This is a genomic window from Halomarina rubra (assembly GCF_023699475.1).
Lineage (GTDB): Archaea > Halobacteriota > Halobacteria > Halobacteriales > Haloarculaceae > Halomarina > Halomarina rubra.
Genome location: NZ_JALXFV010000007.1, coordinates 1 through 6,560, shown reverse-complemented (window position 1 = coordinate 6,560; position 6,560 = coordinate 1). Strand labels below are relative to the sequence as shown.

The 6,560-nt window shown below is 58.3% G+C and carries 7 protein-coding genes and 1 pseudogene; 4 read left to right on the top strand and 4 right to left on the bottom strand.

The window, feature by feature from the left end; all coding sequences use genetic code 11:
- Together M1L36_RS12860 and M1L36_RS12855 are read right to left on the bottom strand one after the other, a co-directional pair.
- Positions 1-732 (bottom strand): aldo/keto reductase (locus M1L36_RS12860; RefSeq protein ID WP_250874155.1); only part of this gene is annotated, 732 nt, incomplete at its 3' end.
- Positions 733-1,106: 374 nt separating this feature from the next.
- The gene (locus M1L36_RS12855; RefSeq protein ID WP_250874154.1) at positions 1,107-1,535 is read right to left on the bottom strand and encodes a DoxX family protein; all 429 of its coding nucleotides are present in this window, start codon (positions 1,533-1,535) and stop codon (positions 1,107-1,109) included.
- A gap of 206 nt (positions 1,536-1,741) precedes the next feature.
- Between M1L36_RS12855 and M1L36_RS21405 the strand changes: the two are divergent.
- Together M1L36_RS21405 and M1L36_RS12845 are read left to right on the top strand one after the other, a co-directional pair.
- Positions 1,742-2,083 (top strand): annotated as a pseudogene (locus M1L36_RS21405) (cytochrome P450); the annotation flags it as partial.
- A gap of 454 nt (positions 2,084-2,537) precedes the next feature.
- The gene (locus tag M1L36_RS12845; protein WP_250874153.1) at positions 2,538-3,662 is read left to right on the top strand and encodes a thiamine pyrophosphate-dependent enzyme; all 1,125 of its coding nucleotides are present in this window, start codon (positions 2,538-2,540) and stop codon (positions 3,660-3,662) included.
- 137 nt (positions 3,663-3,799) lie between these two features.
- Here the strand turns inward: M1L36_RS12845 and M1L36_RS12840 are convergent, their stop codons facing one another.
- Entirely contained in the window at positions 3,800-4,213 is a 414-nt protein-coding gene (locus tag M1L36_RS12840; RefSeq protein ID WP_250874152.1) for a helix-turn-helix domain-containing protein, read from the bottom strand.
- A 142-nt stretch (positions 4,214-4,355) separates the two neighbouring features.
- On the opposite strand from M1L36_RS12840, the gene M1L36_RS12835 reads away from it, so the two are divergent.
- Together M1L36_RS12835 and M1L36_RS12830 are read left to right on the top strand one after the other, a co-directional pair.
- Positions 4,356-4,742 carry an ACT domain-containing protein gene (locus tag M1L36_RS12835; RefSeq protein ID WP_250874151.1) on the top strand — a complete coding sequence of 129 codons (387 nt, stop codon included), beginning with the start codon at positions 4,356-4,358 and terminating at the stop codon, positions 4,740-4,742.
- 234 nt (positions 4,743-4,976) lie between these two features.
- Positions 4,977-5,696, top strand: a complete 720-nt coding sequence (locus M1L36_RS12830) for a hypothetical protein (protein ID WP_250874150.1) — start codon at positions 4,977-4,979, stop codon at positions 5,694-5,696.
- A 112-nt stretch (positions 5,697-5,808) separates the two neighbouring features.
- Here M1L36_RS12830 and M1L36_RS12825 read toward each other — a convergent pair.
- The coding region (locus M1L36_RS12825) for an RNA-guided endonuclease InsQ/TnpB family protein (RefSeq protein WP_305794512.1) at positions 5,809-6,560 on the bottom strand (752 nt) is incomplete at its 5' end.

The following is a 6,560-nucleotide window of genomic DNA, read 5'->3' as shown; positions in this document are numbered from 1 at the left end:
CTCGACGTCCTCGGCGTCCAGTTCGATAGCTTGTGCCTCGAAGTTCTCCCGGATGTGCGCCTCGCCGGTCGCCTTCGGGATGGCGACGACGTTCTCCTTGCTCGTGAGCCACGCGAGGCTCACCTGCACCGGCGTCGCGTCGTGTTTCTCGGCGACCTCGCGTATCTCGTCGACCTCCTCTACCTTCCCACGTGCGATGGGACAGTACGCGACGAGCAGGTGGTCGTCCTCGACGGCGAGAGCGTGGAGTTCCTCCTGCTGGAGTAGCGGGTGCATCTCGACCTGGTGGGCGAACAGCGGTGCGTCGAGGTGCTCGATCGCCTCGTCGAGCTGGTCGGGTCGGAAGTTCGAGAGCCCGACGTGGTCGATGGTCCCTTCCTCGCGGAGTTCGTCGAGTGCGGGGAGCGTCTCCTCGGGGTCGTACGTGTTCAGCGGCCAGTGGACGTACATCAGGTCGATAGTGTCGACGCCGAGCTTCTCGGCGCTCTCGCGAGTCGAGGAGAGTGTATCGTCGTACGAGAGGCTGTCCGTTTGGACCTTCGAAGCGAGGAAGACGTCCGAGCGCTCGACGTCGGCGTTTGCGATGCCCGCTCCGACTGCGGCCTCGTTCTCGTACCCCTGTGCGGTGTCGACGTTACGGTAGCCGACGTCGAGTGCCGTCCGTACGCTCTCGACACACTGGTGGTGGTCGTCGTTCTGGTAGGTTCCGAGCCCCAACGATGGTACGTCCATGTATTCTGAAGTGGGAGTGCTCACACTCGAACCCCTCGAATCTCGCTCGACCGCGTGTGCTGATGGCTTGATAAGTGAACCGAGTCCGTCGGACTACGCTCCGACACGTCGGTGATGAGTTGGTTAGCGGACGACGCCACCTTAGCTAACTCAGCTGGCGTAGTAGACTAAGGCTATTTCATATCTTTGTGACCACGCGGATGGCGAACCGTATCACGCCGAGACGAGTGCGTCCGGCCACGTTCGTAGGTTGTGCAGTCGCTCGTCGTCGAGAGACGGAAATCAGAGGCCGGTCAGTCAGCGACCGGAGCGAACCGTCGCTTCGTGTCGTTCGCTCGGCGATCGGCCGAGAGCCGGGGCTCACATGCGAAGTTTCAGTCGGGGTCCGTCGAGGCATCCTGTGTGTACCACCACGCCCAGAGGGCGAGTACGGCTTGGAAGGGGAGCCGAGCCCATAGGGCGAGTCGAGCGACACCTGCCGTTCGTTCGGAGACGGTCTCGGGGGGGACGGTGCTAGTCGCCATGTAGACGTTCGCCGGGAAGACGGCGACCAGTAACCCGACCAGTCCCCACGCGGAGCGTCGCCGAGTCCGGCGGAACAACACCCCTACGCCGAGAACGATTTCGGCGACACCGGAGAGATAGACGAGCGTGAGCGGCCGGGGGAGCGTTGGGGGGACGATACGGGCGAACACCTTCGGTCGGAGGAAGTGCATCACGCCCGCTCCGATGTACAGGAGGCTCATCAGGTAGAGGAGCGGCCGTTTGAGACTGGCTAGTCGGCCGTCGTTCTCGGTGGTCATCGGTCACCGTACGCGGAGGGCAAGGAAAACTGTAGGTCCCGGCGATTCGAATCAAGTGTGTCGCTGTCTCAACTGAGCGACTTCGACCGTCGATGAAATTTCTCAGGAGCTGACGACGCTGGATTGTCGGTGTTCGATGGGTGCGATTACAGGTTGTGGCATGCGTTCGTAGCCGGCTGGCATCGTCTTACCAGTGGAAGACGGCCGACGAAGTCGGCGACTATACGATTCCAGCAGGCGCTCGCGTGTTCATGAACCAGTGGGTCGTCCATCGCGATGCTCGCTGGTATGATGATCCGCTTGCGTTCCGACCTGACCGCTGGACGAAGGAGTTCGAGAAGTCCCTTCCGTCGTTTGCATACTTCCCCTTCGGCGGAGGTCCCCGACGTTGTATCGGTGATCGGTTTGCGATGCTCGAAGCTCGAATCATACTCGCATCGATTTACCAAGACTACCACCTCGAGCTCGCCTCCGACCGAAATCTAGAGGTAATCCCTACGATCACCTCGCGGCCAAAAGAAGACGTTCTTACGGCCGTCCATGAGCGCAGCACCACCGAGCCAGCTACCGACAAATGGCGTCCCTGGCATCCGCCTCGAATCTGTATGAGACAACTGATGAGACGACGGGCCGTTCACTGACTCCCCAATCTGTCATCTGTTCGGTTACTAAGACACACCCCTCACACCTACCTCGCCAGAGGTCGCTGCCAAGCGTGATTCATCGGCTAAGGAGAGGACTTGAGGCCGGAGGCTCCTCCTCGAATTACGCTGAGACGGTCAATTGCACAGGCGACACCAACGTCGAGTAAGACGGCCACGATGTGTTTTGGGACGAGTACGAGGCGATATGCCCACCAGAGAAAGCGCTAGACAACAGATCGCTGGTGGCCTTGCCAACGAGGTGGTGTTGCTGACGCTGTCGTTATAGCCCACCGTTACTGGATATCGATGATTCAACTGCACCTGTAGAGCTATACAGTCGGCCGACACACACGCGGTAATGGACGTCCGCGAGCGCCGGGACCTGATCGATCGTGACTATGACGACCGTATCTGTCTCCTCGCTCCGGATGGCACGCTCACCGAGGAGTACGAACCGACGCTTTCCGAAGATGAACTCCTCTCGCTGTACGCGGACATGCGGCTCGGACGGTATTTCGACGACCGCATGGTGAGCCTCCAGCGACAGGGTCGTATTGGCACCTACTCGCCGATGGCAGGTCAGGAGGGGTCGGGGTATGGCTCGATGTATGCGCTTACGGAGGACGACTGGGTATTCTACCAGTATCGCGAGCACGCTGCACCGCTCGTTCGTGGATTCTTACCCGAGTACATCCACTACTGGACGGGCCATGAATCGGGGAATGCGGTACTTGGAGAAAAGCGGATCTTCCCGTTGAATATCTGCATCGGCGACCACCTGCCCCACGTCACAGGGATGGCAATGGGGGCGAAACTCCGAGGCAACGATGAGGAGGTGTTCATCGCGCACTTCGGGGACGGGTCCACCTCGGAGGGTGACTTCCACGAGGGTCTCAACTTCGCCGGTGTCTATGACACCCCGACGGTGTTTCTGTGTCACAACAACGGCTGGGCTATCTCCATCCCTCGCGAGGCCCAAACCCGCTCGCAGACGCTCGCTCAGAAGGCGGTCGCCTACGGCTTCGAGGGCGTCCAAGTCGACGGGATGGACCCACTCGCGATGTACGAGGTGACACGGGCGGCCCGTGAGAAGGCGCTCGACCCACACGAGGGTGAAGCCCGGCCGACGCTTATCGAGGCTGTCGAGTACCGCTACGGTGCGCACACGACCGCCGACGACCCAAGCGCGTATCGCGACGACGAGGAGGTCGAGCAGTGGAAGTACGTCGACCCTATCGAGCGATTGGAGATGTACCTCCAACGCAAGGATCTGCTTGACGAGGAAGCCATCGAGGAAATCGAGACGGAGAACGAAGAGCGGATGGCCGCGGCGGTCGATTCACTCGCCGATGTCGAGGCTGACCCCGACGACATGTTCGCCGATGCGTTCGCCAATCTAACGCCGCGGATGGTCGAACAGCGCGAGTACCTCCGCGACCTGCGGGAGCGTTACGGTGATGAGACGCTCGTGAGAGACGAGTAGGCCTCAGTACCGTTCTGCCAAGGCAATATACTGGTGACGAAAATGTCGACGACGAGAACGAGTGCGCTCGGACGCCCTCGGATGTGTCTGTCTCCTGTTGTGTGCATCGGAACCGACTCGACGGTCTTGTGGCTGAATTACGAATCCTCGGGGCGAGGCGCGTTCTCGTATTTGACCATCTTCTCGGGCTTATCGGAGATAGTGCTGTAGATTTGCTGGAGCGTCTCCTCAGCGGCGAGCAGGTTGTGATCCTCGAGGAATGCCCGTCCCTCGTCGCTGAGGCTATAGAACTTCCACGGATAGCCCTGCCGGCGCTGGTCATCGCCGAGTGCGACCTCTGTGACGATGCCGGCGTCGATCAGTTTCTGAATATGCTTGTAGACGGTGGCGTCGCTCACGCTGGGATTGAGTTCCTCGAGTTCGTACATCGAGGGGAGCTGTTCGGGATGCTGGAGAATGTTGTTGACGAGCGCGAACCGCGTCTGTTGGGTTACGAAGTGGATGAGTTCACGGGTTTCCATCCCCTCTGCGGTCCCCAAGCCGGTGCTCATACAACAGGGTAGACGCTGTGGCGGCAAGTAGTTTACCTTTGGGTAAACTACTTTGGAGTCAACTGCCTTTGACTTGAATGGCTAAACACGGATACTGACCAACAATACGAACAGCGACAGTGAGTGCGTCGAACCATGAGCTATGGACCCAGCGTCTGTTCTCGAAGAGAGCACTGTGGAGGTCGATGCAGAGCCCTACGCCGTGGCCACCACTGATGGGGACCTCCCTGATACATTCGCGACGATTCGAGATCGACAGGAAACGACCCACGTCATCACAGAAAACCGATTAAAAGAGATTGAGGCACAGAAGGTCGAACCTGGCTGGGCGCTCCTCACCTTCGACGTCGTTCTCCCGTTCAAGTTGGTTGGCTTTCTCGCAATTGTGGCGTCTGAACTCGCAGAGAACGACGTCTCAATCTTTGCACTCTCTGCATACTCGACGGACCATATTCTCGTCCAGCAAGCGGACCTTGAACAAGCCCTCGACACACTCTCGGACCTCGGGTGTGAGATTCGGAGAGTGTGAGAAGTCGGCAGCTTTCGATAGATACTCTCTGTTCTCGTGTCGATATTCGACTCCAGTGGGGTCACCGCTGATACTCACTAGGTGGTCACAGCCTCCAAACACTGCCAGCAGCCTGGCATTGCACGATTCAATGTCCAATCAGGTCGGTTTGAACGCATTATCGCTGATGTCATAGCCAAAAACGGTCATTCTTGCCGCGAAAACACTCAATAGACCCTGCTCATCAGACCGAGTATGGATGGGTTGCTGAAGCAAGAAATCGAAGCGCAGATTGAAGCAGAATTGGAGGTTGGAAAGCGGATACACAAGTGTCGCTGTGAGTACTGCGATGCGCTATTTCATGGAAAAGGAATGATTGAGTGGGAGGTTGTCCGTCATGCCTTGGACGCTGGTCAGCTTGCCTCGGAAGAACCACCCTTCAGGTGGTATCCGAGTCGACCCCGGTGTCGCCGCTGTGAAACATTTGCCATTCGAACGGGGACGATAGGTATCGAGGAAGCACTCGTAAGGATAGAAGTCGAAGTACACGGTCAAACGCTGGTACCGACCAATCCATATGTCGAGGTACTAGACTACTCAGCAGCCGATGACGGCTATGCACCCCCACCGCTCGAGGCTGTTCCGAGAGACGAACCGACGGATATCTCGGACCATGTGATACAGGCAATGTCCGAAGATGAAGCAGCTCGGTGGCTCCGGATTGAAGTGAAGTTAGATGCACTGAAAAGGAGGCCCATGTCTGCATACGGTCCCCCAACCCGTAAGCCAGCGTTCCTACGGAATCTGGAAAGAGCGAGCGACCTCCCGCCATCGGTTGCTCGTAAACTGGAATCAGCCACCGAAAAGCCGACATTGGAAACGAAGATTCGACGTCGCCTCGTTCGATTGATGGGGTACCATCTGTCCCCTCCTGTGTTGGAGTACTCCGCAGAACCAATCCGAAAGTTGGAATGATTGGGATGGCAGCGACGACCGATATTGAGGACTACACCTGCTTACTGGAGTACTAGGCTGCCGGGCCATCACGAGCGACCATCGAGAATGGCTTTGGATGTTGTGTCCACTGTCAGTTACCCACGACTGAAGTCGTGGGCTTGTCGGTGGACTCCCCTTCTGCCGTCGAATTGACGGAGGCGGTGTACTCGCCGTTCAGGTTCAACATCCCCGACGCTAGCGCACACTGACAGGGTGCGCCTCCACTCGAAGACGTCTGCCCCGAGTGAAGTCGCTTGAGCAGTTTACGAGCGATGTTCTTGCTCGCGTTGTAGTCCGCGTTCAGTTCGTACTCGCACTTCTGACACACGAACTGGTGTTTCGACCGCCTGTTGTTTTCGTGCGTAAACCCACACGACGAACACCGTTGAGACGTGTACGCAGGACTCACTTGCTCCACCTTGATACCGTACATCTCGGCTTTGTATTCGACGTACTGGGAGAGGCGTCGGAACGCCCACGCGTGGAATCGCTTCGCACCAGCCATTCGCTTGCGAATGTCGGTCAGATTCTCGAAGGCGATATGCGTACAGTCGTGGTCGCGGGCTTCTTCGAGAATCTGATTCGAGGCGCGGTGCAGTTCGTCTTGCATCCAACGGTGTTCGCGGTCGGTCATCGACTGAATCGACAAGTGTGCCGACCGCGTTCCTGTCTGTTGCATCGACCCGCGAGTCTTCTCGAACTCTCGGCGTCGATGATTCATCTCGTCGGCGTTCCCGATGAACGCGCCAGTGGAAGTCACGGAGAGTGAGCCGTCCACGTTTAGGTCAACACCAAGGACTGTTCTGTGCTTGGTGTCAGAAGTAGCCGTAGACTGCTCGTCTG

What these genes read in the sequence shown, in the direction of transcription:
- M1L36_RS12830 (WP_250874150.1), top strand. Translation starts at nt 4,977, where the DNA reads ATGGATGGGTTGCTGAAGCAAGAAATCGAAGCGCAGATTGAAGCAGAA.
- M1L36_RS12835 (WP_250874151.1), top strand. Translation starts at nt 4,356, where the DNA reads ATGGACCCAGCGTCTGTTCTCGAAGAGAGCACTGTGGAGGTCGATGCA.
- M1L36_RS12845 (WP_250874153.1), top strand. Translation starts at nt 2,538, where the DNA reads ATGGACGTCCGCGAGCGCCGGGACCTGATCGATCGTGACTATGACGAC.
- M1L36_RS12840 (WP_250874152.1), bottom strand. Translation starts at nt 4,213, where the DNA reads ATGAGCACCGGCTTGGGGACCGCAGAGGGGATGGAAACCCGTGAACTC.
- M1L36_RS12855 (WP_250874154.1), bottom strand. Translation starts at nt 1,535, where the DNA reads ATGACCACCGAGAACGACGGCCGACTAGCCAGTCTCAAACGGCCGCTC.